At 51.9% G+C, this 26,202-nt stretch carries 30 protein-coding genes; 16 read left to right on the top strand and 14 right to left on the bottom strand.

What is annotated here, in order from left to right:
• Nucleotides 1-126: 126 nt before the first annotated feature.
• Complete coding sequence (locus IBX50_RS06610) at nt 127-771, bottom strand: MBL fold metallo-hydrolase (protein WP_292254420.1); 645 nt, start codon at nt 769-771, stop codon at nt 127-129.
• Between the two features lie 141 nt (nt 772-912).
• Between IBX50_RS06610 and IBX50_RS06605 the strand changes: the two genes are divergently transcribed.
• Together IBX50_RS06605 and IBX50_RS06600 are read left to right on the top strand one after the other, a co-directional pair.
• A complete protein-coding gene (locus tag IBX50_RS06605) occupies nt 913-1,173 on the top strand; it encodes a hypothetical protein (RefSeq protein WP_292254416.1) in 261 nt (86 codons plus the stop codon).
• Between the two features lie 5 nt (nt 1,174-1,178).
• On the top strand, nt 1,179-1,937 hold the full coding sequence (locus IBX50_RS06600; RefSeq protein WP_292254415.1) for a sulfite exporter TauE/SafE family protein: 759 nt from the start codon (nt 1,179-1,181) through the stop codon (nt 1,935-1,937).
• A 7-nt stretch (nt 1,938-1,944) separates the two neighbouring features.
• Here the strand turns inward: IBX50_RS06600 and IBX50_RS06595 are convergent, their stop codons facing one another.
• Nucleotides 1,945-3,141, bottom strand: a complete 1,197-nt coding sequence (locus IBX50_RS06595) for an MFS transporter (RefSeq protein ID WP_292254413.1) — start codon at nt 3,139-3,141, stop codon at nt 1,945-1,947.
• 95 nt (nt 3,142-3,236) lie between these two features.
• On the opposite strand from IBX50_RS06595, the gene IBX50_RS06590 reads away from it, so the two are divergent.
• A complete protein-coding gene (locus tag IBX50_RS06590; RefSeq protein ID WP_292254411.1) occupies nt 3,237-4,121 on the top strand; it encodes a LysR substrate-binding domain-containing protein in 885 nt (294 codons plus the stop codon).
• 4 nt (nt 4,122-4,125) lie between these two features.
• Here the strand turns inward: IBX50_RS06590 and modC are convergent, their stop codons facing one another.
• The 5 genes from modC to IBX50_RS06565 form a co-directional block, all read right to left on the bottom strand.
• Nucleotides 4,126-5,190, bottom strand: a complete 1,065-nt coding sequence (modC, locus tag IBX50_RS06585; protein ID WP_292254410.1) for a molybdenum ABC transporter ATP-binding protein — start codon at nt 5,188-5,190, stop codon at nt 4,126-4,128.
• Nucleotides 5,187-5,867: a molybdate ABC transporter permease subunit gene (gene modB, locus IBX50_RS06580; protein WP_292254409.1), complete on the bottom strand. Its 681-nt coding sequence runs from the start codon at nt 5,865-5,867 to the stop codon at nt 5,187-5,189. Before modB ends, modC begins: the two co-directional genes overlap by 4 nt.
• A 145-nt stretch (nt 5,868-6,012) precedes the next feature.
• Nucleotides 6,013-6,780, bottom strand: a complete 768-nt coding sequence (modA, locus tag IBX50_RS06575) for a molybdate ABC transporter substrate-binding protein (RefSeq protein ID WP_292254407.1) — start codon at nt 6,778-6,780, stop codon at nt 6,013-6,015.
• A gap of 100 nt (nt 6,781-6,880) precedes the next feature.
• The gene (locus IBX50_RS06570; protein ID WP_292254405.1) at nt 6,881-7,240 is read right to left on the bottom strand and encodes a 2Fe-2S iron-sulfur cluster-binding protein; all 360 of its coding nucleotides are present in this window, start codon (nt 7,238-7,240) and stop codon (nt 6,881-6,883) included.
• A 185-nt stretch (nt 7,241-7,425) separates the two neighbouring features.
• Entirely contained in the window at nt 7,426-8,316 is an 891-nt protein-coding gene (locus IBX50_RS06565) for an SIR2 family protein (protein WP_292254403.1), read from the bottom strand.
• 281 nt (nt 8,317-8,597) lie between these two features.
• Between IBX50_RS06565 and nifH the strand changes: the two genes are divergently transcribed.
• From nifH to IBX50_RS06520, 9 genes are all read left to right on the top strand, one after another.
• Nucleotides 8,598-9,473 carry a nitrogenase iron protein gene (nifH, locus tag IBX50_RS06560; protein WP_292254401.1) on the top strand — a complete coding sequence of 292 codons (876 nt, stop codon included), beginning with the start codon at nt 8,598-8,600 and terminating at the stop codon, nt 9,471-9,473.
• Nucleotides 9,474-9,536: 63 nt separating this feature from the next.
• Nucleotides 9,537-11,009 (top strand): nitrogenase molybdenum-iron protein alpha chain, encoded by a 1,473-nt coding sequence (gene nifD / locus IBX50_RS06555; protein WP_292254400.1) that lies wholly within the window; start codon nt 9,537-9,539, stop codon nt 11,007-11,009.
• Between the two features lie 55 nt (nt 11,010-11,064).
• Entirely contained in the window at nt 11,065-12,636 is a 1,572-nt protein-coding gene (gene nifK / locus IBX50_RS06550; RefSeq protein ID WP_292254399.1) for a nitrogenase molybdenum-iron protein subunit beta, read from the top strand.
• A gap of 29 nt (nt 12,637-12,665) precedes the next feature.
• Nucleotides 12,666-12,878, top strand: a complete 213-nt coding sequence (gene nifT / locus IBX50_RS06545) for a putative nitrogen fixation protein NifT (RefSeq protein ID WP_292254397.1) — start codon at nt 12,666-12,668, stop codon at nt 12,876-12,878.
• 40 nt (nt 12,879-12,918) lie between these two features.
• Entirely contained in the window at nt 12,919-13,110 is a 192-nt protein-coding gene (locus tag IBX50_RS06540; RefSeq protein ID WP_292254395.1) for a 4Fe-4S dicluster domain-containing protein, read from the top strand.
• Nucleotides 13,111-13,241: 131 nt separating this feature from the next.
• Nucleotides 13,242-13,949, top strand: a complete 708-nt coding sequence (locus IBX50_RS06535) for a NifB/NifX family molybdenum-iron cluster-binding protein (RefSeq protein ID WP_292254394.1) — start codon at nt 13,242-13,244, stop codon at nt 13,947-13,949.
• Nucleotides 13,946-14,212 carry a DUF6129 family protein gene (locus IBX50_RS06530; protein ID WP_292254393.1) on the top strand — a complete coding sequence of 89 codons (267 nt, stop codon included), beginning with the start codon at nt 13,946-13,948 and terminating at the stop codon, nt 14,210-14,212. Before IBX50_RS06535 ends, IBX50_RS06530 begins: the two co-directional genes overlap by 4 nt.
• Nucleotides 14,213-14,224: 12 nt before the next feature.
• Nucleotides 14,225-15,196, top strand: coding sequence for a hypothetical protein (locus IBX50_RS06525; protein WP_292254392.1), 972 nt, complete (start codon nt 14,225-14,227; stop codon nt 15,194-15,196).
• Nucleotides 15,197-15,391: 195 nt separating this feature from the next.
• Nucleotides 15,392-15,496, top strand: a complete 105-nt coding sequence (locus IBX50_RS06520) for an FAD-dependent oxidoreductase (RefSeq protein WP_292254391.1) — start codon at nt 15,392-15,394, stop codon at nt 15,494-15,496.
• A gap of 73 nt (nt 15,497-15,569) precedes the next feature.
• Here IBX50_RS06520 and IBX50_RS06515 read toward each other — a convergent pair whose 3' ends face one another.
• From IBX50_RS06515 to rsxA, 7 genes are read right to left on the bottom strand one after another with little or no spacing between them, the layout of a single operon-like run.
• Entirely contained in the window at nt 15,570-15,857 is a 288-nt protein-coding gene (locus tag IBX50_RS06515) for an RnfH family protein (RefSeq protein WP_292254389.1), read from the bottom strand.
• A 26-nt stretch (nt 15,858-15,883) separates the two neighbouring features.
• On the bottom strand, nt 15,884-16,555 hold the full coding sequence (locus IBX50_RS06510; RefSeq protein WP_292254387.1) for an electron transport complex subunit E: 672 nt from the start codon (nt 16,553-16,555) through the stop codon (nt 15,884-15,886).
• Nucleotides 16,548-17,210 (bottom strand): electron transport complex subunit RsxG, encoded by a 663-nt coding sequence (gene rsxG, locus IBX50_RS06505; protein WP_292254386.1) that lies wholly within the window; start codon nt 17,208-17,210, stop codon nt 16,548-16,550. Before rsxG ends, IBX50_RS06510 begins: the two co-directional genes overlap by 8 nt.
• The gene (locus IBX50_RS06500; protein ID WP_292254384.1) at nt 17,207-18,316 is read right to left on the bottom strand and encodes an RnfABCDGE type electron transport complex subunit D; all 1,110 of its coding nucleotides are present in this window, start codon (nt 18,314-18,316) and stop codon (nt 17,207-17,209) included. The genes rsxG and IBX50_RS06500 overlap by 4 nt, the downstream gene beginning before the upstream one ends.
• Nucleotides 18,313-19,779, bottom strand: a complete 1,467-nt coding sequence (gene rsxC / locus IBX50_RS06495) for an electron transport complex subunit RsxC (protein ID WP_292254382.1) — start codon at nt 19,777-19,779, stop codon at nt 18,313-18,315. Before rsxC ends, IBX50_RS06500 begins: the two co-directional genes overlap by 4 nt.
• A 21-nt stretch (nt 19,780-19,800) precedes the next feature.
• Complete coding sequence (locus IBX50_RS06490) at nt 19,801-20,325, bottom strand: RnfABCDGE type electron transport complex subunit B (RefSeq protein ID WP_292254380.1); 525 nt, start codon at nt 20,323-20,325, stop codon at nt 19,801-19,803.
• A gap of 39 nt (nt 20,326-20,364) precedes the next feature.
• Nucleotides 20,365-20,940: an electron transport complex subunit RsxA gene (rsxA, locus tag IBX50_RS06485; protein ID WP_292254418.1), complete on the bottom strand. Its 576-nt coding sequence runs from the start codon at nt 20,938-20,940 to the stop codon at nt 20,365-20,367.
• Between the two features lie 259 nt (nt 20,941-21,199).
• Here rsxA and nifL point away from each other — a divergent pair, with 259 nt between their 5' ends.
• The 4 genes from nifL to IBX50_RS06465 all read left to right on the top strand — a co-directional run.
• Nucleotides 21,200-22,738 (top strand): nitrogen fixation negative regulator NifL, encoded by a 1,539-nt coding sequence (gene nifL, locus IBX50_RS06480; RefSeq protein WP_292254379.1) that lies wholly within the window; start codon nt 21,200-21,202, stop codon nt 22,736-22,738.
• Nucleotides 22,731-24,302, top strand: coding sequence for a nif-specific transcriptional activator NifA (gene nifA, locus IBX50_RS06475; protein ID WP_292254378.1), 1,572 nt, complete (start codon nt 22,731-22,733; stop codon nt 24,300-24,302). Before nifL ends, nifA begins: the two co-directional genes overlap by 8 nt.
• A 165-nt stretch (nt 24,303-24,467) precedes the next feature.
• Complete coding sequence (gene nifB / locus IBX50_RS06470) at nt 24,468-25,949, top strand: nitrogenase cofactor biosynthesis protein NifB (RefSeq protein WP_292254377.1); 1,482 nt, start codon at nt 24,468-24,470, stop codon at nt 25,947-25,949.
• 11 nt (nt 25,950-25,960) lie between these two features.
• Nucleotides 25,961-26,202 (top strand): 4Fe-4S binding protein (locus IBX50_RS06465; protein WP_292254375.1); only part of this gene is annotated, 242 nt, incomplete at its 3' end.

Here is a 26,202-nt window from a genome sequence, read left to right as displayed (position 1 = left end):
TTTCAGTGCTCATTGATATACTTCTTTCATTATAAACCGTCAAGGTCATATTTCACAGGACTAGAACCGCTGCGCGGTTCCCGCTTATATCTCCGCCCGATTGGGCGAGGGTTTACGCGGATTTTGCTAACCAAACTGGGTACTACCTACAAACGGGTTGCTGTGCTTTTCTTCCCCAAAAGTGGACATAGGGCCATGGCCAGGAATAAAACGCACTTCATCACCGAGTGGAAAAAGTTTGTTGCGGATGGAATCCAACAAATCCTGATGGTTACTTTTTGGAAAGTCAGTCCGACCGATGGAGCCGGCAAATAACACATCACCCACCTGAGCAATTTGATTTTCTGCATCGTAAAAAACCACATGGCCGGGTGTATGACCGGGACAATGCAGTACCTGCAGCGTGGATTTGCCCAACTGGATTTCATCACCATCTTGCAGCCACTGATCCGGCGTGACCGGTTTGGCATCCGGGAAAGAAAACATCCGGCTTTGTTGCCCCAGTCCATCCAACCAGAACCGGTCATCCTGATGAGGTCCGATCACTGGTACACCTGTTTGTTGGTGTAAATCTGCAGCACCACCGGCGTGATCAATATGGCCGTGAGTCAGCAGTATTTTGGTCAGTTTCAGCCCATGTTGCTTAACAGCCGCCAGCAGACGATCCACTTCGCCACCGGCATCAATAATTGCGGCCTCTTTAGTCTCATTACACCAGACCAGTGTGGCGTTCTGCGCAAAAGGTGTCACTGGAATAATTTCATAACTCAACATGTTTTTTCTCCAAAAAGCTTTAGCTATACTGCCTGTCAGGATACCATAGGCATAGTGTACAGACAGATTAACAGTGGTGACGATCAAGTGAAGTGCAAAATTTTAAATAAAACATGTGGTTGCCTGCTTCTGGCAACCATGTCTCTGCTGGTTGGCTGTGGCAGCATGAACTTCTCCGGCGGAGCTTTTGCACTCGACCCTGATCAGCTCCTTCCTCATCAGGCCAGTCAACTGAGCTGTTCCATGCAGTCTGGCCTGCAGTCTGCAACCGATTTTGCTGTGGCCTCTACAGGTATTTTCAGTCTTGGATTCCGTCTGCCCGGCACTCTGGCGCAGGATATCGATTATGACCGACGTTATGATGAATACAATGACTGTCTGCGTACTGCCGGTCTTTAAAATTAATGCCTTTGATTGACTCTCTACTGCCTGATCAACTCTCTATTGCTGCTGCTTCTTTTCTGATCCTGATTGCTGGCCTCACCTCTGCTATTACCGCCAGTATTGGTGTGGGTGGTGGTGTGTTATTGCTGGCCGTGATGGCTTTGATGTTACCACCCGCCGCCATCATTCCTGTACATGGCATGGTGCAACTGGGTTCCAACCTCAATCGTGCCTTGATGACGGTAAAGGATATCGACTGGAAACTGCTGGCCGCTTTTACTCCCGGTGCAATACTGGGTGCCTGGCTGGCGAGTCTTTTTCTAGTGCAACTGCCTGTTCATGTATTACAGCTGACTATTGCCGGTTTTATCCTGTTCTTAACCTGGGGTCCCAAAGTACCAGCCATCGGGTTAGGGCGACTGGGCACCTTTGCTGCTGCATTGATCACCACTTTTATCAGTATGTTTGCTGGTGCCACCGGGCCACTGGTTGCTGCATTTGTTAAGCAACAACATCAGGGGGATCGCTTCCGGACCGTAGCTAACTTTGCTGCCGCCATGAGTGTGCAGCACCTGCCCAAGGCACTGGTATTTGGTGCTGCCGGTTTTGTGTTTATGGACTGGCTGGGTTTGATGCTGCTGATGATCATCAGTGGTGCCCTTGGTACCTGGATGGGGCTGCAACTGCTGGCTCGGCTGAGTAATCGCAACTTCGGGCGCATCATCAATATCATTCTTACTTTGCTGGCGATTCGGCTGGTCTGGGATGCACTGGTTTGAGTTGCCATCAGCTGATCTGGCTCAACGGTCTTGGGTCTTTACGCCACAGCCACAGGCTGATGGACAGGGTGATAGCAAACACCAGCAGGGATGCCAGGATCACTCCCGGCCAGTGCCACGCTCGCCAGAAGGGATCAAGATAAAATCCGCCACTGCTGGCCCCCACATAATAAAATACCAAGTACAGGCCGTTGGCGCTGGCGCGGGCTGTTAGTGCCTGACGGCTGACCCAGCTGGATGCGTTGGAGTGGCAGAAGAAAAACCCAAAACTATTGATGAATAACCCAGCAATGATTGCCCAGAGGCTGGGAATCAGCATCACCAGTGTGCCGGTCATCAGTAACAAAATGCCCAGCGCCATACACAAGGGTTGTGCCAGTACCAGTGCTACTCGCCCAGAAATGGATGCCCCCCAAGTGCCGGTCAGGTAGGTCAGGAACAACATGCCCAGCAGGCTACTGCTGAGCAACCAAGGTTCAGCAGCCAGCAAATAAGTGACATAGCTGTACTGGTTGACAAAGATAAAAAAATTCAGCCCGCCCACGATATAAACCATCAACAGTAGCGGGTTACGCAAATGCTCGCCCAAATCTCTGACCATATGCGGCGGGCTGAGAGTGCGGGGTACAAAATGCCGCGATTTAGGCAGTGCCCACCAGAAAATACCCAGACACACCAAGGACAACACCGCAGCAGAAATAAAACTGGCACGCCAGTCAAACAGATCCGCTATAAAACCGGAAAACAGCCGCCCGCTGATGCCGCCCAGAGAGTTGGCGCTGATGTAGATACCCACCGCCAGTGCCATAGCCCGTTTACTGAACTCATCCCCCATGTAAGCAATGGCAATGGCTGGCAACCCGCCCAGCAAAAACCCCTGTAAAGCCCGCAATGCCAGCAATGTGGAGTAGTTGGGTGCAAAAGCCAGTGCCGCGGTACATACCAGCACACCCCCCATGGTGATCAACATGATGGCACGTCGTCCCAGTGCATCGGATAACGGCCCGTAGATCAACAAGGACAATCCCAATGTTAGTGTGGCAACCGCCAGTGAAGCATTAGCCTGCAGGGTGCTGATGCCAAACGCCTGCTGAAAATCCGGCAGTAACGGCTGGGTGACATAAAGATTACTGAATATCATGAAAGAGCCGCAGCAAAGCGCTAAAGTAGCTCGCCAGAAGGCCGGTGTTTTTGCTTCAATCATTGTGTCTGACTCAAGGTTTTAACAAGGCCACACTTTACGCAGCAGCGTTTGATAAGCAAAATATATCTCTTGAATCCTCAGAATAAGGTCATGTTATGGATATTCGCCCCTTGCGTTATCTGGTCACTGTAGCCGATCTCGGTAGTTTTACCCTAGCCGCTGAACGTCTGGGTGTGGCTCAACCTGCTGTCAGCATGTCGATACGTAACATGGAAAAACAGTTGGGATTATCGCTGCTGGATCGAGGTGAAAAGCGGGTTAAACCCACCGCGGAAGGTGCGCTGTTACTGGTTCATGCCCGTCGTATTCTGGATGAAGTGGAAGCCGCTGAACTGGCGCTTAATGAAGCGCGAGGTCTGACTAAGGGCGAAGTACGTATTGGTATTCCCAGTATGCTGGGTTCTTATTATTTCCCGCCGATTCTGATGGCTTTTAAACACCGCCACCAGAACCTGAATCTTGCCGTGTTCGAGGATGGCACCCGCAGCATCCAGAAAAAAATCCGCGAAGGCACCTTGGATGTTGGTGTGATTGTGGCAGATCGTGTTCCACCTGATCTGGAGGCTGTGCCTTTTCTGAAAGAAGAAATGGTGGTCTGTGTGCCGGTGGATCACCGCTTTGCTGAAATGGAATTTGTGGACTTCGAAGATTTTTTTGAAGAAGAGCTGGTGCTGTTCAAGGAAGGTTATTTCCACCGAGAGTTTATTGATCGCGTCTGCGAAAAATCGGGCCTGATTCCAAAAGTGGCTTTTGAATCTAACCTGATTCCGTTGACCAAATCCATTGTACGTCAAGGGTTTGGCATCACCGTGTTCCTGAATATGGTGCTCAAAGACGAACCTGACCTGGTGGCAGTGCCTTTTAAGGAACGAGTATTCCTTAACATGTCCATTGCCTGGAAAAAAGGCGCTTATCAATCCATTGCTGACCGGGCTTTTGTTGACTTCCTGCTGGAACACGCAGAAGTGGCCGCGGATTGAAAGTTCAAGCCAGCGCCACCCCTTTGATGAGTGCATAAATCACCAGCCCCGGTTGCAGTTGCAGGCGCTCAGCCGAGCGTTTTGAAACCCGAGCCAGCAGGGTTTGTTGTCCCAGTTGCAGGCGCACCAGTGCCTGGCTTGGGTTAGGGTCTGGCTGGATGTCAATGACGCGGGTTTCCAGGCAGTTTAACAAGCTGATTTCATCCGGTGGGGTTCGTGCCAGCACCACATCCCGTGCCAATATGCGTACCCGTGTAGCCTGCCCCGGCTGTAAGCCACAACGGCTGATCAATAATGACTGGTGCTCCAGCCGCAGTTCCGTCAAACCATCCCCAGCGTCGGTGCGCAGCACTTCAGCTCGTAAAACGGTTGAGGCGGATTCGGTCTGGATAAAAGGCAGCGCCGGGTCGGTCAGCAGGGTTTGCAGGGCACCCTGCGCCACCACCTGCCCTTGATCCAGCAGCACCAGATGATCTGCCAGTCGGGTCACTTCTTCGATGGAATGGCTGACATAAATGATGGGGATTTCCAGCTCATCCCTCAGGCGCTCCAGAAACGGCAGGATTTCTGCCTTGCTGGTGGCATCCAGTGAGGCCATGGGTTCATCCATCAACAGCAGTTGTGGACTGGTCAGCAGCGCCCGCCCGATGGCCACCCGCTGACGTTGCCCGCCGGAAAGCTGATCCGGATAACGCTGCAACAGTTCATCAATGCCCAGCAGTTTAATCACTTGATCGGGTTGTAATTTTTGCTGCGTGGTCGGAATGCGTTTGTAACCATACAACAGGTTGTTGATCACCTTCAGATGTGGAAAAAGGCTGGCCTCCTGAAACACATAACCCAGTGGTCGTCGATGTACCGGCAGAAACGTTTTACTGTTTTGCCACACCTGATCCTTAAACATCATGCGTCCACCCAGTTGGTATTCCAGCCCGGCCATACAGCGCAACAGGGTGGTTTTGCCGGAACCGGAACGACCGAACAAAGCTGTAACACCACTGGTGGGCAGGCGCAGGGATACATCCAGTGAAAAGTTGCCGTAGCCTAACTGGAAATCCAGCTGAATCATAAACTCACCACTTTAAAACGCCGGTTCAGGGCAAACACCAGCATCAACAACACAAAAGACGACAGCACCAGAATCAGTGACAGGCTATGCGCAGCGTTGTAGTCCATGGCTTCAACATGGTCATAAATAGCAATCGAAGCCACCTGGGTGCGACCAGGAATGTTGCCACCGATCATCAGGATCATGCCAAATTCACCCAGAGTATGAGCAAAAGAAAGCACACTCGCAGTCAGAAAACCCCGTTGTGACAAGGGCAACACCACACTGAAAAACCGATCCAGCGGTGAGGCTCTTAACGTGGCAGCCACTTCCAGCACCCGACCACCGGCGGTGGTAAAAGCGTTTTGCAGTGGCTGCACCACAAAAGGCAGGGAAAACAGCATGGAGCCGATCACCAGCCCGGAAAAACTGAACGCCAGATGCCCAATACCAATGGACTCCAGAAAACCACCTACAGCACCGCGTGGCCCGAGTAATACCAGCAGATAAAACCCCATCACCGTGGGTGGTAACACCAGCGGCATAGCCACCAGCGCCTCTACCAGCACCTTGGCGCGGTTGTGGGTGTGAGCCAACCACCAGGCCAGTGGTGCACAGAGCAGCAGCAACAACAGCGTGCTGATAATCGCCAGCTTCAGGGTGATCCACAGGGCAGTTAAATCGGCATCAGAAATCACATCTATCTCCCAGCAGAATCAAGGTGCAGGCAGTGCAGGGATGTCTGGCGGCAAGCGAAGTAGGGACTGCGCAGCGCCGGAGTCTTGTCCAGGGAAGGACAAGCCGACGGATAGCCAGATACCCTGCTCATGCCTCTGCACCTGCTCAAAGCCCATAACCAGCTGCCTTGATGACTGCGCGGGCTTCTTCACCTTGTAGCCAGTCGAGAAACGCCTGGGCGGCTTCTTGTTGTGGGGAAGATGTCAAAACCACGGCTTGTTGCTCCAGAGATGAATAACTGCTGACCGGTGGTAGCCAGGCATTACCACGTAACGCACCATCGGGTTCAATGATTTGTGACAGTGCCAGAAAACCAGCCTGTGCGGTGCTGCTGGTGACGTACTGCATGGCCTGGGTGAGGTTTTCTGCCTGAGCAATGCGCCCGCCCTGCAATTGGTTATACACACCCAGTTGTTCCATCACCTCTACCCCGGCTGCACCGTAGGGGGCAGTGCGCGGGTTAACCAGTGCCAGATGGCGCAATTCAGGGCTGCTCAGAAACGCACCGTCTTGCAGCGGCAGATCCATCCGGTCACTCCACAACACCAGCACACCACGGGCATAAGTAAAGCGGGAATCAGCTAAAGCCAGCCCTTCTTTTACCAGCAGGGTTGGGCGTTCGATGTCGGCTGACAGAAATAGATCAAAAGGTGCACCGTTAACAATCTGGGCATAATGCCGTCCGGTGGAACCCGAGCTGATCAACAGCGTCTGGCCGGAATGTGCTTCATAAAGGGGCGCTAACTTATTTAAAGTGCCCAGAAAGTTGGCTGCCACAGCTACACGCAGTTCGTTGGCAAGTAAGGTGAGAGGTAACAACAATAGGCTCAGGATAACTAAAATGCGGAAAACTATTCGGTGGGATGGATACATGGCTCAGCTCCTTCAGAGGGTTTTCTGTAAAGGAGCAAAGACAGTGCCAGAAACAAAAACCGCACCCGTACGGGTGCGATTCAAAAAGCGAAGTGATGACTCACTCGCTGGGGTATTCCACCAGAATATCTTCGTCACGCAGGATCATCTGGCAGGCCAGGCGCCAGGGTGAAGGTGGAATATCATCCACCAGCATCTGGTCGATCTGAGTTTGAGAGATTTTACCCATTTCTTTTAATACTGCAGTTTCACGCGGGTTCAGCGGTCCACCCATGGGGCGGGTTTTGTCCAGCGTGGTTACTTCCACCAGGCAGGTGCCACACTCACCGTTTTCACAACCAAAATCGATGGGTACGTGGTTTTCCTTGGCCATTTGCAGAATGGTCTGCTTGTGGCTTCCGGCAACGGCATAGGTGCTTTTGTCCTGGTGCAAGGCACTTTTAAAAGTGACTTTAGCCATAGCTGATGCTCCTCAAGTTTTATGGAATCGACAACTGAAGGGGGTTCAGTTGCCGCAGGTCTAAAGGCAATAAACGTACCAGTGACAGGAAAGGTCGAGGAGCAAGGGGGCAACACTTTAAAAGCAGGAAAACAGATAAAAAAATGTCGGGCATACAACCTGTTTGTTGTAAACCCGACACTGGATCAAGGCTGGTTTTCAGGCGACGGCGGTGTCCTGTTCTTTCCAGCAAGAAGCGTGGCTCCCAAAATCTGTGCCAGACAGTCCTGATGATTCAAATCCAGTAGCTCAAACCCTTTACGCTTCAAAAACTTTTCTTCATTCGCGGTGGGGTTCTGAACGCAGGCCCATCCCGCCGGATTTCCAGCACCATAGGTTATGTCATTGATCAACATTCTGGGTGTATCCCGATCCAGCTTTAATCCCAGCAACAAATACTGGCATCCCATGCGGTACTGTTTAAGAAAAGGTGGCATGCCAAAACCACCCATCAGCTCTGTCAGATAGTCGACATAATCAGCATCCGATGCAATGTAGAGGGATTCCGGCAGCGGGGTGCCAACGGGCTTGAACAGCACCGGTAACTGGGTATCCACGGTTTCATCAGTGACTGGTTGGTAACTGCTGCCGTCATGCTGGAACAGGCGGTAACGAGCCAACTCTCCAGCCATACGAGCAATACCCACCACCAGCAAATGTGGCTGTTTGCTCCAGGCTAATTGCAGTTGAGTGTCGCGGTTCATATCAATGATGTAAGCAAAACCCTGGGCTGCCAGTTGCTGGTGAAAGCTGGATTCACTCCAGACTGTATCCCGGTAGGTGGTGTCGAGAAAACGTGTCACCGCCTTGCGGCCTTTTTTTAACTCGATGTTCATGGCTGCACGCGGGAACTCATACATCAGTTTGGGTGCCATGGGGCGACCGTTGTTCATTGCCAGGATCAAGCTATCACTGTCAGCCGGGATGGCCTTGCCGTCAGCAGAGGTGATGCCATCCAGAGTTTGATGCCCGAGTACCGGAATACAGCGGCCGGATTCCAGAGCATCCAACAAGCCGGTGGGGAGTTTTGTGGTCATGGGTGTTTCCTTTCTTCTACAGGAGTGTGCCAGGTGGCAGCAATTCCTGTGCCATGATTTTTGTACAGTGTTGGGTGGTTTTGTTGTATGGCTTGTCGCACTGACGACAAGTTGGATTTTTTTGTAGGCTCCAAAACGACCATATAAATCCAATGGTTATTTTTATTTTTAATAAAAACAATTAGTTAAAAATTATTTAGCGGTTTGGCACAGGGTTTGCGCTTACTGGTCAGCGGCGAGCATCCAGTTCGCCATGTGTACCAAACCTGAGGAGAATGACAATGGCATTACGTCAAGCTGCTATCTACGGTAAAGGCGGTATCGGCAAATCCACCACAACCCAGAACCTGGTTGCTGCGCTGGCAGAAATGGGCCTGAAAGTCATGATTGTGGGCTGTGACCCCAAGGCTGACTCTACTCGCCTGATCCTGCACTCAAAAGCACAAACCACTGTAATGCACCTGGCTGCTGAAGCTGGTTCCGTTGAAGATCTGGAACTGGAAGATGTAATGGCTGTGGGCTACGGCGGTATCAAGTGTGTTGAATCCGGTGGTCCTGAGCCAGGTGTTGGTTGTGCTGGTCGTGGTGTTATCACTGCCATCAACTTCCTGGAAGAAGAAGGCGCCTACGATGAAGAGCTGGACTTCGTATTTTACGACGTACTCGGCGACGTGGTGTGTGGTGGTTTTGCCATGCCTATCCGCGAAAACAAAGCACAGGAAATCTACATCGTTTGCTCTGGCGAAATGATGGCGATGTTCGCCGCCAACAACATTGCCAAGGGTATCGTGAAATACGCCACCTCCGGTAGCGTGCGTCTGGCAGGTCTGATCTGTAACAGCCGTAACACTGACCGTGAAGATGAGCTGATCATGGCACTGGCCGCCCGTCTGGGAACCACCATGATCCACTTCGTTCCACGTGACAACGTGGTACAACACGCTGAAATCCGCCGCATGACTTGTATCGAATACGATCCAAAAACCAAACAAGCTGATGAGTATCGTGCCCTGGCGCGCAAAATTGTTGAAAACAAGAATTTTGTTGTACCAACCCCGCTGGAAATGGACGATCTGGAAGAGCTGTTGATGGAGTTCGGCATCCTGGAAGAAGAAGACGAAACCATCGTGGGCAAAAAAGCCGGCGAAGTCGCTTAACTTTTTCCTTAAAACTTCTCATGAGCGTGGTTGCGGATGGGCAGCACGCTGGAGGAATAAAAAATGTCAAATTTGACCAAAGAAGAAGCCCAGGCGCTTATTCAGGAAGTACTTGAAGTTTATCCTGAGAAAGCCAAAAAAGATCGTGCCAAACACCTGGCGGTTAACGATCCTGGCGCTGAAGCCAAAAAATGTGTGACCTCCAACCGTAAGTCCCTGCCGGGTGTAATGACCATTCGTGGTTGTGCTTATGCCGGTTCCAAGGGTGTGGTCTGGGGTCCAATCAAAGACATGATTCACATCTCCCACGGTCCGGTTGGCTGTGGTCAGTACTCACGTGCTGGTCGTCGTAACTACTACGTGGGCACTACCGGTGTGAACAGTTTCGGTACCATGAACTTCACCTCGGATTTCCAGGAGAAGGACATCGTATTCGGCGGCGACAAAAAACTGTCCAAGCTGATCACCGAAATTGAACAGCTGTTCCCACTGAATCGCGGTATCAGTGTGCAGTCCGAGTGTCCAATCGGTCTGATCGGTGACGACATTGAAGCCGTCTCCAAAGCCAGCAGCAAAGAAATCAGCAAGCCTGTTATTCCAGTGCGTTGTGAAGGTTTCCGCGGTGTGTCCCAGTCACTGGGTCACCACATTGCCAACGATGCCATCCGTGATCACGTGTTTGAGCGTGAAGGCGGCGGCAACGGTGTTGAGCCGGGCAAATACGATGTGGCGATTCTGGGTGACTACAACATCGGTGGTGATGCCTGGTCTTCTCGTATCCTGCTGGAAGAAATGGGTCTGCGTGTGGTATCCCAGTGGTCTGGTGACGGTACCCTGGCAGAAATGGAACAGACTCCAAAAGTGAAGCTGAACCTGCTGCACTGCTACCGTTCCATGAACTACATCTCCCGTCACATGGAAGAAAAGTATGGCATTCCATGGGTCGAGTACAACTTCTTTGGTCCAACCAAGGTTGCTGAAAGTCTGCGCAAGATTGCTTCTTACTTTGATGACAGTATCAAAGCCAAGGCCGAGGAAGTGATTAACAAGTACCAGCCGCTGATGCAAGCCGTCATCGACAAGTACAAGCCACGTCTGCAGGGTAAAAAAGTCATGCTGTATGTGGGTGGTCTGCGTCCACGTCACGTGATTGGTGCCTACGAAGATCTGGGCATGGAAGTGGTAGGAACGGGTTACGAATTTGGTCATAACGATGACTACGACCGTACCACCAATGAAATGGGCAACGCCACCCTGATCTATGACGACGTGACTGGCTTTGAATTTGAAGAGTTCGTTAAACGCGTCAAGCCTGACCTGATTGGCTCCGGTGTAAAAGAAAAGTACATCTTCCAGAAAATGGGTGTGCCTTTCCGCCAGATGCACTCCTGGGATTATTCAGGTCCCTACCACGGCTACGATGGTTTTGCCATCTTCGCCAAGGATATGGACATGACCCTGAACAACCCTTGCTGGAAAAACATGACACCGCCCTGGAAAGCTTCTACTGAAGACAACCAGAAAGCCGTTGCCTAATTTTTAATCACTCACGCCCGCGTCCGCAGATGAGCGGCCGGGCCAGGAGATGGTCATGCAAAACGTAGACGATATCAAACAAAGTTATCCTTTGTTCCGTGAAGATGAATACATCGATGTGCTGGCGCGTAAAAAGGCCGACTATGAAGCCGGTCATGCCGATGAGAAGGTCATGGAAACCTTTCTCTGGACCACCAGTGAAGAGTATAAAAACCTGAACTTTGAGCGTGAAGCACTGACAGTTAACCCTGCCAAGGCTTGCCAACCGCTGGGTGCTGTTCTGTGTGCGCTGGGTTTCGAAAAAACCCTGCCTTATGTACACGGCTCCCAGGGCTGTGTGGCTTACTTCCGCACCTACTTCAACCGTCATTTTAAAGAGCCGGTAGCCTGTGTATCCGACTCCATGACAGAAGATGCGGCGGTATTCGGTGGTCAGAAAAACATGATCGACGGTCTGGAGAACGCCAAGGCGCTCTACAAGCCCGAGATGATTGCGGTGTCCACCACCTGCATGGCCGAGGTTATTGGTGATGACCTCAATGCCTTCATCGGCAACGCCAAAAAAGCGGGTGCTGTGGCAGAAGACTATCCAACTCCCTTTGCACATACCCCCTCTTTTGTGGGTTCTCATGTCACTGGCTGGGATAACATGTTCGAAGGTATCTGTCGTTACTTCACGCTGAACCACATGGAAGGCAAGGTGGTTGGCAGCAATGGCAAGATCAACCTGGTGCCTGGTTTTGAAACCTACCTGGGTAACTTCCGTGTCATCCGTCGCATGATGGACGAAATGGAAGTGGACTACACCCTGCTGTCTGATCCTTCAGAAGTGCTGGATACTCCTGCAGACGGTGAATACCGTATGTATGAAGGTGGTACTTCCATCGCAGAAATGAAGGATGCACCCAACGCCATCACCACCATCCTGCTGCAGCCTTTGCATCTGGAAAAAACCAAAAAAACGGTGACCAACACCTGGAAGCATGACCTGCCCAAGCTGGATATCCCGATGGGTCTGGAATACACCGATGCTTTCCTGATGGAGGTCTCCCGTCTGACTGGCAAAGCCATTCCTGACAGTCTGGCCAAGGAGCGTGGACGTCTGGTTGACATGATGACTGACTCCCACACCTGGCTGCACGGCAAGAAGTTTGCCCTGTATGGTGATCCTGACTTCACTCTGGGTCTGACTCGCTTCCTGTTGGAGCTGGGTGCTGAACCGACTCATGTACTGTGTCAGACCGGTGGTAAGCGCTGGGAAAAACGCATGAAAAAAATGCTGGCAGATTCAGCGCCGGTGAACAACGAAACTCAATTGTTCTCCCGTCATGACCTGTGGCATTTCCGTTCGCTGATGTTCACCGAGAAGCCCGATTTCATGATCGGTAACTCCTACGGCAAGTTCATCCAGCGTGACACCCTGCACAAGGGCAAAGAGTTCGAGGTGCCACTGATCCGTATCGGCTTCCCGATCTTCGACCGCCACCACCTGCATCGCTCCACCACCCTGGGTTATGAAGGTGCCATGCAAATCCTGACAACTCTGGTGAACTCTGTACTGGAGCGTCTGGATGATGACACCCGCCTGATGGGTCAGACCGACTACAACTACGATCTGGTTCGTTAATCCACTGGTGAACTCAACAGGAGGCTTTCATGGCCAATATCATCATCAGTCAGGCACTGGATGGAGGGTTAACCTTCTACATGCCCAAAAAGGATCTGGAAGAAAAGGTGCTGTCGCTGGAATTCACTGAACCCGGCAAATGGGGCGGAGAGCTAAAACTGGCCAGCGGCCAGAGCTACTACATCGACCTCATTGAACAGCCCTCACTCCCAAAATCCTTGCGTGCCCGCAGGATGGATTGATGGCCTGAAGCCTTTATGACTCGTTTGGAGGGTTTAGATCATGGCAATGAAAATTGATCCCGATGTCTGCACCGCCTGTGGTGACTGTGAGCCGGAGTGTCCCACCGTCTCCATCTCCATGAAAAAAGGGGTGGTCAGCATTAAGGCCAGTACCTGTGATGAATGTGTTGATGAAGGTGAGCCACGCTGTGTGGCAGTTTGCCCGGTAGATTGCATTTCTCAGGCAGCTTAAAGCACAACACCCCTGGCCAGGGACGGCCAGCATCTAGCAGTGATTGTGTGTATCCGTCAGGTCGTTGATGTGAAGCAGTAACCACCCCAGCCACCTGCCGAATGCATCCAGCCATACAGGAGATAGACCCCATGACCAGTATCAGCAAAGGTGCCGCCAGACGCCTGGCCAATGCAGCCAGGGCTCTGTCTGAAGACGACCCGGCCATTTTTGTGGTTGCCGTAGGTTCTTACGTTGGCCTGCCCATTACCGAAGAAAAACTCCAGTCCCTCAGTGTTGAGGACATGAACAAAATTCTCAGTGGTGATGATGGCGACCTGCCGGAAAACTACAACAAGGCACTGGTTAAAAGTGCTTTGTGTTACCTCTGGGGTGAGCAGGATAGTTTGCAACCCCTGCCGGATATCGAAGCTGAACCTGTTGCCATGCAAGGCAAACCCAGCCTGCAGGTTGCTATTGCCTCCAACAATGCTCAGCTGCTGGATGGACACTTCGGTTCCTGCTTAAGATTTCTGATTTACAGAGTCAGTAAAGAGGGCGCCTATCTGGCTGCCATCCGGGATATCGCAGCAACAGCAGAAGCAGCGGATCGAAATGAAGCCCGTGCGGATCTGATCAAGGATTGCCAGCTGCTTTATGTACAATCCATTGGTGGTCCTGCCGCAGCCAAGGTCGTGCGGGCCGGTGTACACCCCATCAAATTTCCCACCCCGGAAGAAGCTCATACCGCACTGGCAAAACTCCAGCAGAATCTGGATAACCCACCACCCTGGCTGGCGCGGGTATTAGGAGCAGAAAGCTCAGTCAGTCAGCGCTTCAGTGGGGAGAACGTTGAATGATCAGCGCTGAAGCAGTGACCCAACTGGCAACCTTGATTGAACAAACCCCAGTTGCCGAACGGGATGAACGTCTTGATGCGCTGTTTGATCAAGGCAAACTCACCATCTGCTCGGAAAATGACATTTCCGGACTGGCAAAACCGGTTTACCAGGGACAGGGTTTTGATCTGTATCTGGTTGATGCATCCAATGCCTGTGCTAGCCTCACCAACGATCCTGATAAAGCCTGTGGTGCTGTGCTGGCGCTGCATGACGAAGACTAGGCGGAGAATGCCATGCCGTTGATAACCCAACATGGAGCGCCGGTGCTTCAGTCGCAGCCGGATATCCAGCAGCTGGCCATGCAAATTGCTGAAGTTCAGCCGCGCCCTCATCACAGCCGTTTGCTGGAGTTGTTACAACAAGTCTGGCCAGAGGTAGAATTCAAACACCGCCTGACCCGATCTGACTGGTATCGCCCGGGTGGTGTGTACACTTCTCAAGGCTTGATGTTGGGTCAGGACTTGGAAAGCTGGCTGCAGCATGCTTTGAACAAAGTGGACGACTTCGAGCAATTGCTGGTTGACTTGGAAACCATACAGCCACTGGTCACTCGTTTTAATGGTTCCACTCACTTTTTCAGTGCCAGCTACGGCAAAGCACCAGAAGCCTGTTGGCAACTGGAAGTGGAAGAGCTGCAGGAGGTGATGGATCGGCGTTTGATTGATGACCTAGCCGATCTGCCGGAAGATCTGGCCGATCTGCTGGAACCCATGCGACCCGCTTTAATTGATGCTCAACCCTTGGGATCACCCCGTTATCAACTGGGAAAACTGGTCAATCTCAGAGAGCTAGTGACCAGTGCAATCAATGCACCATTGCTGGAACGGTTTTTTGCCGAGTGGAGCGAAGGCCCCGGTCAATCCACCGATTTTCATCAGCACTGGTTTTTTCAACAGCATGAATCACTCAGCCGTTATGGTGTGGCACAGCTGCGTTTGCAGCCATATGCCATCAAGGGCAAGCACCTGAAAACTCTGCCCTGGGATTTAACGGTTGAACCCATGGCATTGGCGGCCCAGTTGCGCAGTTACGACAAAGCGGCCGGTTATAATGGTGCTTGGTATTTTAGTCTGGTGGCGGGAAACCTGGTGCCACGCGAACTCGCAGCACGCCTGCAGGATGACTGGCTGGCCGATTATCGTTATATCTCGGATGTCCTGCAGGGCTGGATCAGAAACTGGCTGCATCAGCCGTATACCCTCTAGCCTGTTTCTACAGGTGTATTAATCTGGTTTTTTCTACTTATAGAGTAAAGAAAACCGGATTTTTTATTTTTCTGTGGTTGTAAAATCTATATTTGTGGTAAAAATAAAAATATTTACTTTGTTAGCTATGCTTTTTGGAATCTTTCACCCGTGTTTCATCGCTATACTGGTAAAAACAGCATATTGAGGTGGTTGATGAAAAACATTGCAGTCATTGGGGGTGGCATCACTGGTATTACCACGGCTTACGCGCTGTTGAAGCGGGGTCACCGAGTGACGGTGTATGAAAGACACCGTTAGGCAATGGATAGTCTCGTGCAAATCCAGCTACCCATCTGCGCGGCAACGAACACAGGCATTAATGAACTACACTTCATTGGTCATCCTCACTTTCATCTGCAGTTTTACGCCGTGGTACCAGCTTTGGATCAGCAATGATGGGGCGGTAGATTTCAACTCGGTCATACTCCTGCAAAAGCTGATCAGCTTTGACCAGTTTGCCGTAAATACCGATCTTCTGGGTACTCAGATCTATCTCTGGGAAGCGTAGTAAAAAACCGGAAGCTTCAATGGCCTGGAATGCTGTGGTGGTTTGCTCGACCTCAAGGTTGATCCAGCTTTGTTCGCCACTGCTGCTACTGTAAGCAATACTGACTTGCATAAGCCTGACTCCTGTTCAGTGGTTTATCACTTGCTGCAGGAAGCAACAGGTGCAGGTTCTAAAGACTCAACTTTTTTATCAATCCAGCGTTTGAGTGCCAGCAGGAAACCGACTGCAATAAAACCACCCGGCGGTAAAATCATGATCAGAAAACCTTTGTAATCCGGGATGATGGTCACCTCCAGAAAAGCAAAGGCATCACCCAGCAGCAGGTCAGCGTTGGCAAACAAGGTGCCGCTGCCGATGATTTCCCTGAACCCACCTATGGCAACCAGCGCCCAGGTCAGACCGATCCCCATCAAAATTGAATCAACCAGTGAGTTCCACACGGTGTTTTTGGAGGCAAAAGCTTCAGCTCGTCCCAGAATGGCGCAGTTCACTACAATTAATGCAATAAACAATCCCAACACCTTGTATAACTCATAAGCAAAAGCATTAATCAGCATGTCTGTGAGGGTGACCAGGGTGGCAATAATCACGATATAAACCGGTATTCGGATGGCCTGACTGATGGTGTGACGGATCATCGAAATAATCAGGTTGGCACCAACCAGCACAAACAAGGTTGCCAGACCCATGCCAAGACCATTGGTTGCAGTGCCTGTCACAGCCATAACAGGGCAGAGTGCCAGCATCTGGGCAAACACCATGTTATTGCTCCACAGACCATCTTTTGCCATGCGGCTGTAATCAGTCATGTTGACCTCCTTCTTCTATCTGGTAACTACGCAGCGGGTATAACAGCTGATCCTGACTGGTTTGATAAAATTCCAGCCCACGTTTTATGGCGGCCACAATGACTCGGGGAGTGATGGTGGCACCGGTGAACTGGTCAAAATCACCACCATCTTTTTTGACACCCCAGCCTGCTGGCATAGGATTACTCAGTGATTTTCCGCTGAAATAGGTGATCCATGGATCTCTTGCTTCTTCGATCTTGTCACCCAGTCCTGGTGTTTCCTGATGCACCAGAACTCGGACACCAGAAATTTCGCCATTGGCTCGCACAGCCATCAACATTTCGATGCGTCCGGCGTAACCCTGCGCAGTAAGAGGAAAAATTACCGCAGTGACCTGTCCTTCCAAGGTGGCCTGGTAATAAGTCAGCTCACCCCAGGGAGTCGTGATTTGTCCCTGGCTGCTCAGTAGGTCGTTATCGTGCAACTCGGCAGGTAACACGCGGGAAAAACTCTGGCGCATATCCTGCTCCAGTGCCAGTCGAATGGGCTCACGCGTCAGTTGATAAGCTATGGCCAGTGCACTACAAGTCACCAGCACTACAATGGCCAGCAGGGCAGATTGATAGTCAAGACGGTCACGGATATTGGCAAGGTTGATTTTGCTCAGGCTCATGACTTTTCTCCTGATTTTTCGGCACCGGGCTGCAGAGGTGCACCAGCAGCATTACGGCCATAAATGCGGGGCCGGAAATAACGATCCAGTAGGGGAGTGGCGCTGTTCATCAGCATCACAGCAAATGCAATTCCTTCCGGGTAATTCCCGTAAGTGCGGATTAACCAAGCCAGTAACCCACAACCCAGCCCAAACACCAGTCGTCCGCTTGCTGTGGTTGGTCCGGTCACTGGGTCGGTGACAATAAACCAGGCGGCCAGCATGGCACCACCGGTCAACAAATGAAAAGGCAGACCGGGATAAGTGTCCGGTTGCAGCAGATTCATAATTAGTGCAGGAACACCTAGTCCCAGTAATAAACCTATGGGCGCTTGCCAGGTGATAACACCACGCCACAACAAAAACACACCACCGGCCAGTAATAATAGGGCGGTACTTTCACCGGCACTACCGGCATGAAGTCCACTGAAACTGGTTAATGGTGAGTAGTTCAGACTGTTCAGAGCCGGTTCAACGGTTATACCCATGGATAGCTGATTTTTTAAACCATCCAGCAGGGTGGCTCCGCTGTAACTGTCCGGTAGATGGTTAATCGCCAGGGTATGAGCCAGTCCGCTGGAAAAATCCGGATACTGGAGTTGCAACACTTCCGGTGAAATCCACTGGGTCATTTCAAACGGGAAGGCAATCAGCAGCATCACTCTGGCAGCCATGGCCGGATTAAAGACATTCTGACCCAGCCCACCAAAAAGTTGTTTGATCATGGCGATGGCAAGAAAAGTACCTACAACAGCCAGCCACCAGGGTGCTCCCGGTGGTAGACACAAGGCCAACAACCAACCTGTGACCAAAGCAGAACCATCGTACAGATGGCTTTTAACCTTTTTGCCGAAGAACTTGAGAAACAGGGCTTCCCAGAACACTGCAGAAACCACACAGATCACCCAAAGGTTAAATGCAATCCAGCCGTACAACCAGAAGCCGTAAAGGGTGGCGGGTGTCAGCGCAATCAACACCTGCAGCATCATCATTGGCATGCGGGAATGGCTGTGGGCATGTGGGCCGTGGATAGGCTGATTCAGGGCTGAACTCGGGGACTGGCTCATGAGGTTTGCTCCTCAGCTTCTGCTGCAGCTTTTTTTGCGGCAGCAGCACGGCGGGCTGCCATTAATTCTTCACGCTCTCTGGCTTGACGCTCCAGCCGTACTTCCCGTCTTTGTGCCAGCACACGAGTGGCTTCCATTTTCTGTTTTGCCTTTTGCTGGGTATGAATTTCCCCTTTGGCATAATTAAACAGGTGGGTCAGTGGGATGCTGGATGGACAGATGTAGCTGCAGGCTCCGCAACCGACACAGTCACTCAGTCCAAGCTGGCTGGCGGCCTTGAGGTTGCCACTGCGGATACTGGCTGCCATCTCCAGTGGTAATAACCCCATAGGACAGCTGCGTATACAGCTGGAGCAGCGTACACAGGGGCTGGGATTCTTCTGCTGAATTTCGTCTTCTGTCAGTGCCAGAATACCGCTGGAACCCTTGATAATCGGCACGTGTAAGTTGGGTAACTGAATGCCCATCATCGGGCCACCCATGATCAGGCGTGCAGGTGTTGAATCAAAACCACTGGCGCGGTTAAGAAAATCACTGGCCAGAGTGCCCAGTGGTACTTCCCAGTTACCAGGGTGAGTCACGGCACCACCACTGAGCGTAACCACGCGGGAAATCAAAGGCCGCCCCAGAAACAAAGCCTGATAAACAGCCCGTGCAGTGGCAACATTGTGTACCACCAGACCGGAATCCGCGGCGCGGCTCATGGCGGGTAGTTCTTTGCCGGTCAGTTGTTGTACCAGTTGTTTTTCCGAACCCATGGGATAACGACTGGGTACAGATCTGATCTCAATGCCTGTACCTGCCGCCGCATGCTGCATGGCGTCCAGTGCTTCGGGTTTATTATCCTCAATGCCAATCAGAACCTGTCTGGCCTGTACAGCATGTTGCATCAGCAGGGCACCCTTGATGATTTCATCCGCCGCTTCACGCATCAGCCGGTCATCACAGGTTAAATAGGGTTCACACTCACCACCATTTAAAATCAGTGTATCCACACCAGTTTTTAAACTCAGTCCCAGCTTCACTGCCGCAGGAAAAGTTGCGCCACCCAAACCAACAATTCCGGCCGCGCCCACTCTCAGACAGACTTCTTCCGGTTGCAAGGCAAAAGGATCAGCAACAACGTCCATTTCTGCCCAGCGGTGTTGCTGGTCATTTTCCAGTGTCAGCACCAATACCGGCAAACCGGAGGGATGGGGGGCGGTTTGTTCTGCCAAAGCCACAATTCGACCGGAAACCGGGGCATGAACCGGTGCTGAAATATGCCCCTGACTGGCACCAATCAACTGCCCCTTAAGCACCGAATCACCTACTTTAACCACTGGTGTGGAGGGTGCACCCAGATGCTGTTGCAGTGAAACATGGAGTTGTTCACCGGCAGGAAAGTGGCGAATTTTGCAATCACTGCTTAATGCCTTGTGATCTGCGGGATGCACACCGCCACGAATGGATTTTTTAAACATGCTGTAACTCCTGATCCGGGGTTATAACGCGGGCTGGCTCCAGCTCCAGGTTTGCAGAGTCGGTGCCACCGGCTCCAGCCGAATGCATTCAGTGGGGCAAACTGCCTCACACTTACCGCAGGCGGTACAGGCTTCCGCAAAAACAACATGCAAATGTTTGGCTGAACCGAGAATGGCATCGGTAGGGCAGATCTTGATGCAGCGGGTACAACCGATACAAAGGGACTCATCCACACGGGCCACTTTTGGGCCTTCATCACACATACCACTCAAATCCAGCGGAATGCCCAGCCGGGCGGCAATGGCTTCAGCAACAGCCTTACCACCAGGAGGACAGAAGGTCGCCGGTAGATCACCGGCTGCCACCGCTTCAGCAGCAGCACCACAACTGGGGTTGCCACACTGACCACACTGGGTGCCGGGCAGCAGCTGTTCAATTTCTTCAGCAACATTGCTGCGTTCCACTTTCAGCACACGGGATGCAACTCCAAGTAGGAATCCCAGCACACCACCCAGCAGTGTCAGAGGCAAAACAGACATCAGCATTTTGGCAACTCCTCTTTAAAATCGGACGGGTCTTCAGAATCAGGCCAGACCGGCAAAACCCATAAACGCCACCGATAACAACCCGGCAACAATAAAAGCAATGGGAGCACCCTGATACAGGGCAGGCACCTGCAGCACTGCCAAGCGTTCACGCAAACCGGCAAAAATTACCAGTACCAGCGTAAAACCCAAGGCAGAACCAAAACCAAACATCAGGCTCTGGATAAAACTGTTGCCATCCTGCACATTCAGCAGGGCAACCCCCAGCACGGCACAGTTAGTGGTGATCAAAGGCAGATAAATCCCCAGAATCTGATAAAGCGGTGGGCTCATCTTGCGAATCAGCATTTCGGTGAACTGCACCACTGTGGCAATCACCAGGATAAAAGAGAGAATCCGTAGGTATTCCAGCCCCATAGGTTGCAGTAACCAGTTCTCCAGCATCCAACTGGCCGCTGCTGCCAAGGTCAGTACAAAGGTGGTGGCTAACCCCATGCCCAGCGCTCCATCCATCTTGGTGGACACCCCCATCAGCGGGCAGAGGCCAAGAAACTTGATCAAAATGACGTTGTTGACCAAGGCTGTGGAAACCAGCAATAAAAAATAATCCGACATGGTGTGCTCCGCTTGATTCTGGTTTTCAGGATCCGGTATGGGAGGATTCAGCAAGGACTGTGCCATGGGATTCTGCTGCTGTTTTACAGTGCAGCAGCAGGTAAAAAGCTGTTCCTGAGATGCTAAACGGGGCATTTTTGTAGCAAACACAACAAAACATCAGCAGTACAAATTTGACTGGAACATGAAGAAACAGCGTTTGTAAGACACTGGTACGCCTATTGCATGGAAGACGACAAAGCCAATCAGGAGTTCAGACATGTGCGAATCCGGTGATCTATCCATGGCAATGGAGCTGAAAACAGCCGCAGAAACCCTTCCGCCGGAGATCTTCCGACTGGCGGTGGAACAGGCTGCCATTGCAATCAGCATTACCGACACCCGTGCCCGCATTGTTTATGCCAACCCCTGTTTTGAGCAGGTGACAGGTTACGATGCCGCTGAACTGGTGGGGCGTAACCAATCTATCCTCTCGTACAAGGTAACTCCCAGACTGGTGTATGAAAGCCTGTGGGCCAGGCTGAATGCTGGAGAGTCCTGGAACGGCTTGCTGGTCAATCGCCGCAAGAATGGCAGTCGTTATCTGGCGGATATCACCATTACCCCGGTATTAAATGCAGCGCGTGAAACCACTCACTATCTCGGATTACATCGGGATGTCACGGAAGTGCATCAACTGGAACATGAGCTGATCAACCAGCGTGCACTGATTGAATCTGCCGTGGATGCCGCACAGGTGGCGATGGTGCTGATCAATCAGCAACAGCAGGCAGTGCTCAGTAATCGCAGTTACAAAGCCCTGCAGCTGAGATTAAAAAATGACCCGTTGAATCAGCTGCTGGCGGCATTAACACAACAATGGCCCAATCATTTTCAGTCGGACAAAGCTAGAACCCAGGGTTTTCCAGCATTGGAAATCACCATGGAATCCAGTCAGCTGGGATCACCCCTGTGGTTCAGTTGCAGTGGTTCATTAATAGAAGAAAAAGATACCAGTGCAGATGGGTATTTTCACAACCAGAGTAACCACTACCTGCTGATCACCCTGCAGGACATTACCAGTCTTAAAAACCAGCAGAGCCAGCTGCGCCTCAGCAGCCTGCAGGCATTACTGGCAGAAAGGGAGCGGGTGCAAAGTGTACGAGAAGCGCTTTCCGGGGCCATATATCAACTGGAAAGCCCGCTCAATCTGATTAATGCCGCTGCCCGGTTGGTCGAGCGTCGCAACAACAATGATGCAGACGGGTTGCTTAAGTTGCTGGGTGAAGTGCAGCAGGCCGGACGCCAGGCACTGGATATGCTGCAGTCCTGTATTCCTGCTCCCACAGAAGAAGCCACCCAAGTGGTGAATATCAATGACCTGTTAAAAAATACACTCAGCCTGCTGACACCTCGCCTGCTGGCAGCGGGTATCACCGTGGATTGGCAACCGGAAAACCAACTGCCCAGCATTCAGGGCAAACCCACCGGATTGGTGACGCTGTTCAAACAACTGCTGGATAACGCCATAGATGCTCTCAAGGATCACAAGGGATCTGTGCGTGAAATCCGGGTGACTACCCGCTCGCTTGAAGAAGCTGTTGAAATCCGTGTGGAAGACTCCGGACCCGGCATTCCTTCACAGGATCAACTCAAGGTTTTTGAGCCTTTTTACACCACACGCTCGTCCGGCAAAGGGCATCTGGGTATGGGGCTGACTCTGGCGCAGGATATAGTGAATAGTCATCAGGGATTGATGGAAATTGATCCTGATCTGACTCATGGCTGTGTAATCAAGGTGTTGATTCCTTATGTATGACTCAGACGCGTTTAAAACAGAAGAAACAACAGAAGCCCTGGCTCCGGAAATGCTGCAGGCCATTCTGGTCGGTGAGCTGGAGACTTTGTTTCAGGTTAGTCAGGTGCTGTCCGAATCACTCAACCTGCAAGGAACCCTCAGCCGGGTGCTGGAAGTGCTGGATCAACGGGTTGGACTGGAACGGGGTTTGGTGGCATTGGTGCCGCCGGAAAAAGATGAGCTGGTTGTGTATGCGCTGCGTGGTGTTCCTGAGCTGACAGCGGGTGATATCCGTTATCAGTCGGGTGAAGGCATTATCGGTGAAGTGTTAAAACAGGGCAAAAGCCTGATCCTGCACCGAATCACTGATGACTCCCGTTTTCTGGGTCGACTGGGGATTTATGATCCACAACGTCCATTTGTTGGTGTACCGATTCGCAGTGGTGATGAAGTGCTGGGTGTTTTTGCAGCCCAGCCCAGCAGCTCTCAGAAGGAGTTGTTGGGTGAACGTGCCCGTTTTCTGGAAATGGTCGCCAACCTGATTGGTCAGACTGTACGTCTGGCCTGGGAAGTGGAAAGTGAGCGCCGTGCCCTCAAAGATGAACGGGATGAACTAAAACGCACAGTGCGTGGCCAGTTCGGTTTTGACAACATTATTGGTCACTCTTTTCCCATGCGTCAGGTTTTTGAGCAGGTGCGTCAGGTAGCCAAATGGAATACCACGGTGCTGATTCGCGGTGAAACCGGAACAGGTAAGGAGCTGATTGCCAACGCCATCCATTACAACTCCCCGCGGGCGCGTGGCCCTTTTGTCAAACTCAACTGTGCAGCCCTGCCGGAAAACCTGCTGGAATCAGAACTCTTCGGGCATGAAAAAGGAGCTTTTACCGGTGCTATATCTCTGCGTCAGGGGCGTTTTGAACAGGCTGACAAGGGCACTCTATTTTTAGATGAGATAGGTGAAGTTTCACCCGGATTTCAGGCCAAACTGCTGCGGGTATTACAAGAAGGTGAGCTGGAGCGGGTGGGTGGCAACCGCAGCATCAAGGTGAACGTACGGGTGGTGGCTGCCACTCACCGGGATCTGGAAGCCGATGTGGAAGATGGGGCTTTCCGTGAGGATCTTTATTATCGCCTGAATGTGATGCCAATTTTTATGCCAACCCTGCGGGAGCGGCTGGAGGATGTCCCCGAAATTGCCCACTTCCTGCTGCAGAAAATTGCTACAGCACAGGAGCGTGAACTCAGCATCAGTGATGCTGCTTTGCGGGTATTGATGCACCACAGCTGGCCAGGCAACGTGCGGGAGCTGGAAAACTGTCTGGAGCGGGCAGCAGTGATGTCCTCTGATGGCATGATTGATCGGGATCAGGTGTTACTGACCGGTATTGAGGAGCGGGTGACTGGCTCTCACGGTGGGCAGATTGATCTGGCGGATGAAAATCTGGATGAGCGTGAGCGGGTGATTGCTGCGCTGGAACAGGCGGGTTGGGTGCAAGCCAAGGCAGCACGACTGCTGAACATGACACCTCGGCAGATTGCCTATCGTATCCAGACACTGAATATCCGGGTTAAACAAATCTGATTTGGTCACAAGTCCGACATCCGCTGTTCTGGAACCTGTCGTATAACTGACAATCTTTTTGGCGCTACTAGATTAAAGCTTTAGAAACAGTGAGTTAAATAATTTTTCACGAGTAGGTATGAAACTTGCGATACCGCCAGTGAACCTGATGATGAGGAACTGACCGTGAAGCTGCCTGTTCTGAATAATGAAAAAACTGAATCCAGTGCCGGGGGTTGTGCATCCAGTGGTTGTGGCAGCAGTGCTGCCAGCCAGGAGCATCTGCCACAATCCATTCGTGACAAGGTGGCCAACCACCCCTGCTTTTCTGAGCAGGCGCATCACTACTTTGCACGAATGCATGTGGCAGTGGCACCGGCTTGCAATATCCAGTGCAACTACTGCAACCGCAAATACGACTGCAGCAACGAGTCCCGTCCCGGTGTGGTATCCGAAGTACTCACCCCACCGCAGGCAGTAAAAAAGGTCAAGGCTGTGGCTGCCGCCATCCCGCAGATGTCGGTGTTGGGTATTGCCGGCCCCGGTGACCCACTAGCCAATCCACAACGTACCTTTGAAACCTTCCGTCGTCTGACCAAAGAAGCACCGGACATCAAACTCTGTGTGTCCACCAATGGTCTGAACCTGCCGGAATGTGTGGAAGAAATCAGTCAGCACAACATTGATCATGTCACCGTCACCATCAACTGTGTTGACCCGGAAATTGGTGCCCGGATTTATCCGTGGATTTTCTGGGAAAACCGCCGAATTCGTGGTGTTGAGGCGGCACGTATTCTGATTGAGCAACAACAGAAAGGGCTGGAAATGCTGATTGCCAAAGGCATTCTGGTCAAGGTTAACTCAGTACTGATCCCCGGTATCAACGATCAGCATCTGATCGAAGTATCACGGATTGTTAAAGAAAAAGGCGCGTTTCTGCACAATGTGATGCCGATTATTGCCGAAGCAGAACACGGCACCTACTTTGGCCTGACCGGTCAGCGTGAACCCACAGCTGCCGAGCTGGAAGCCATACAGGATGCCTGTGCCGGTGATATGAACATGATGCGCCATTGCCGCCAGTGCCGTGCTGATGCGGTGGGTATGCTGGGTGAAGACCGGGGTGAAGAATTCACTCTGGATAAGATTGAAAGCCTGGAAGTGGATTATGAAGCCGCTATGGTGCAGCGTGCAGAAGTGCAGAAACAACTGTTGGAGCAGCTGAACAGTCAGCGTCAGGCTGCTGTGGTGCCCGAGGTGAAAAGTGATTCCCGCCCGGTAAAAATGGCCGTGGCAACCAAGGGTGGCGGCATCATCAACCAGCATTTTGGTCATGCCACCGAGTTTCTGGTGTATGAGGCCAGTGTTCGGGGTGTACGGTTTATTGGTCATCGCAAGGTGGACAAGCCTTATTGTGAAGGTGGCTCCAGCTGTGGAGATGACGGCGAAACGGTGCTGGATGCCATTATTCATCAGTTGCAGGATTGTGAAGTGCTGCTCTGCTCCAAAGTGGGTTATGAACCCTGGAGTGCGCTGGAAGCAGCCGGTATCCAGCCGGATGGTGAACATGCAATGGAAGTGATCGAAGATGCGGTACGGGCTGTGTACCAACAGCTGCAACAGCAAGGGCAGTTGCACACCGCACAACCCCGCCTGCAGTCCGCTTGAGGAGGTGAACCATGGCGTTTGAAATTGTCTCCAGTTGTGTCAGCTGCACCGCCTGTGAAATGGTCTGTCCGAATGACGCCATTACACAGAATGAGCTGCAGTTTGAGATCAACCCGTCCTTGTGTACCGAGTGTGCCGAGGCTTTTCCTGATCCTCAGTGTGCCAGCATCTGTCCGGTGGAAGGTGCCATTCTGAATGAGCTGGGTGAGGCACTGAATCCTCCCGGTTCACTCACTGGCATCCTGCGGTTGGC

The organism is Marinospirillum sp., assembly GCF_014859565.1.
This window is presented reverse-complemented; position numbering and strand designations above follow the sequence as displayed.

Coding starts and splice junctions, on each gene's coding strand:
- IBX50_RS06520 (WP_292254391.1), top strand. CDS start 15,392: ATGAAAAACATTGCAGTCATTGGGGGTGGCATCACTGGTATTACCACG.
- nifD (WP_292254400.1), top strand. CDS start 9,537: ATGTCAAATTTGACCAAAGAAGAAGCCCAGGCGCTTATTCAGGAAGTA.
- IBX50_RS06510 (WP_292254387.1), bottom strand. CDS start 16,555: ATGACTGATTACAGCCGCATGGCAAAAGATGGTCTGTGGAGCAATAAC.
- nifT (WP_292254397.1), top strand. CDS start 12,666: ATGGCCAATATCATCATCAGTCAGGCACTGGATGGAGGGTTAACCTTC.
- IBX50_RS06565 (WP_292254403.1), bottom strand. CDS start 8,316: ATGACCACAAAACTCCCCACCGGCTTGTTGGATGCTCTGGAATCCGGC.
- IBX50_RS06600 (WP_292254415.1), top strand. CDS start 1,179: ATGCCTTTGATTGACTCTCTACTGCCTGATCAACTCTCTATTGCTGCT.
- nifL (WP_292254379.1), top strand. CDS start 21,200: ATGTGCGAATCCGGTGATCTATCCATGGCAATGGAGCTGAAAACAGCC.
- rsxA (WP_292254418.1), bottom strand. CDS start 20,940: ATGTCGGATTATTTTTTATTGCTGGTTTCCACAGCCTTGGTCAACAAC.
- IBX50_RS06500 (WP_292254384.1), bottom strand. CDS start 18,316: ATGAGCCAGTCCCCGAGTTCAGCCCTGAATCAGCCTATCCACGGCCCA.
- nifK (WP_292254399.1), top strand. CDS start 11,065: ATGCAAAACGTAGACGATATCAAACAAAGTTATCCTTTGTTCCGTGAA.
- IBX50_RS06540 (WP_292254395.1), top strand. CDS start 12,919: ATGGCAATGAAAATTGATCCCGATGTCTGCACCGCCTGTGGTGACTGT.
- IBX50_RS06525 (WP_292254392.1), top strand. CDS start 14,225: ATGCCGTTGATAACCCAACATGGAGCGCCGGTGCTTCAGTCGCAGCCG.
- IBX50_RS06595 (WP_292254413.1), bottom strand. CDS start 3,141: ATGATTGAAGCAAAAACACCGGCCTTCTGGCGAGCTACTTTAGCGCTT.
- IBX50_RS06530 (WP_292254393.1), top strand. CDS start 13,946: ATGATCAGCGCTGAAGCAGTGACCCAACTGGCAACCTTGATTGAACAA.
- IBX50_RS06570 (WP_292254405.1), bottom strand. CDS start 7,240: ATGGCTAAAGTCACTTTTAAAAGTGCCTTGCACCAGGACAAAAGCACC.
- nifA (WP_292254378.1), top strand. CDS start 22,731: ATGTATGACTCAGACGCGTTTAAAACAGAAGAAACAACAGAAGCCCTG.
- rsxG (WP_292254386.1), bottom strand. CDS start 17,210: ATGAGCCTGAGCAAAATCAACCTTGCCAATATCCGTGACCGTCTTGAC.
- rsxC (WP_292254382.1), bottom strand. CDS start 19,779: ATGTTTAAAAAATCCATTCGTGGCGGTGTGCATCCCGCAGATCACAAG.
- nifH (WP_292254401.1), top strand. CDS start 8,598: ATGGCATTACGTCAAGCTGCTATCTACGGTAAAGGCGGTATCGGCAAA.
- IBX50_RS06590 (WP_292254411.1), top strand. CDS start 3,237: ATGGATATTCGCCCCTTGCGTTATCTGGTCACTGTAGCCGATCTCGGT.
- IBX50_RS06490 (WP_292254380.1), bottom strand. CDS start 20,325: ATGCTGATGTCTGTTTTGCCTCTGACACTGCTGGGTGGTGTGCTGGGA.
- IBX50_RS06515 (WP_292254389.1), bottom strand. CDS start 15,857: ATGCAAGTCAGTATTGCTTACAGTAGCAGCAGTGGCGAACAAAGCTGG.
- modA (WP_292254407.1), bottom strand. CDS start 6,780: ATGTATCCATCCCACCGAATAGTTTTCCGCATTTTAGTTATCCTGAGC.
- modC (WP_292254410.1), bottom strand. CDS start 5,190: ATGATTCAGCTGGATTTCCAGTTAGGCTACGGCAACTTTTCACTGGAT.
- IBX50_RS06605 (WP_292254416.1), top strand. CDS start 913: ATGTCTCTGCTGGTTGGCTGTGGCAGCATGAACTTCTCCGGCGGAGCT.
- IBX50_RS06535 (WP_292254394.1), top strand. CDS start 13,242: ATGACCAGTATCAGCAAAGGTGCCGCCAGACGCCTGGCCAATGCAGCC.